The sequence below is a fragment of the Vibrio sp. 10N.261.52.A1 genome, from assembly GCF_002876325.1.
In the GTDB taxonomy this organism is placed as follows: Bacteria; Pseudomonadota; Gammaproteobacteria; order Enterobacterales; family Vibrionaceae; genus Vibrio; species Vibrio chagasii.
Window position 1 is genome coordinate 1 of record NZ_MCYD01000089.1, and the last position, 923, is coordinate 923.

Consider the following 923-nt stretch of genomic DNA (forward strand, 5'->3'; position numbering starts at 1 on the left):
GCTCAAAGCATTGAAGAGATGCAAAAACCTATCGTTCGTTTAGATACGCTAGTGGCAGAACTAAAAACGGGTGTGTACCCAGTAGAGAAAGAAGAAAACTTCATGGAAGGCTTCAAGAAGATCAGTCTATCGATCGATAGCATTGAACAGAAGCTAGACCAAGGTGATTTCGAGGCAGCAAAACAAGAGCTGCGCACGATTGATGGCCTTCGTGAAGAGTACCACGACAAGCGTAACCCAAGTATCTGGAGCAAGATCTTCGGTTAATGGATTAATCAGGAGCGTTTGCTTGCTTAACAGTTAACAAAGCCAAACCTCAAGATTCGATTTCTAAAACGCCGCCTATATTTCCCTTTGTTGGAAAATGTAGGCGGCGTTTTTTATTGGTGGCTTTTTAGCCGGGAGATGTGCACGTACATGAATAATATGGGTTATGTTCTATTCGCGTAACCAGTTTTTAACTAAAAAGAGTGTGCGTTGGCTTCAACTTTTTAACCTGATGTTAATCTTTACGTTTACCTATATAACAAGTGCCTCATAATAAGGAAAATTTATAAAGATTTGGAATAATGCGCCGAACCTCGTTCAACCTCTCTATGTTACTTGCTACAGCGTTAAGCTGGGCTTTAGTGACATTAATGCCTGTTATCAATGCTCATGGTAACAGTGCGGGAGTGTGGGCGTCGTTGTGTACGGTCAATGGCTTTGAACTGGTTCAAATCGAAGAGGGTGAACCGAATACTCATAAAGGTAAGCCGTGTCCGTTTAGCCATTTTTCCACATTCCACCAAGATGAACTTCCAACTACACTACTCACAACTCGACTGAGTTTTATTGTCTCAGACAGCTACGCTTTTTTGGCTCTAAGCGAACGCTATTCGAGACAAGCCCCCCGTGGCCCTCCCTTTGTTACTGCTTAAACC

Annotated in this window: 2 protein-coding genes; both read left to right on the top strand. The window is 42.8% G+C overall.

The annotated features are described in order from the left end of the window. Positions 1–267 (top strand): cytochrome b562 (locus BCT81_RS01205; protein ID WP_241908131.1); only part of this gene is annotated, 267 nt, incomplete at its 5' end. Between the two features lie 302 nt (positions 268–569). Next, positions 570–920: a hypothetical protein gene (locus BCT81_RS01210; RefSeq protein ID WP_004742438.1), complete on the top strand. Its 351-nt coding sequence runs from the start codon at positions 570–572 to the stop codon at positions 918–920. Positions 921–923: the final 3 nt, after the last annotated feature.

Bases quoted from the DNA above. Each gene is read 5' to 3' on its own strand.
- BCT81_RS01210 (WP_004742438.1), top strand. From the start codon at position 570: ATGCGCCGAACCTCGTTCAACCTCTCTATGTTACTTGCTACAGCGTTA.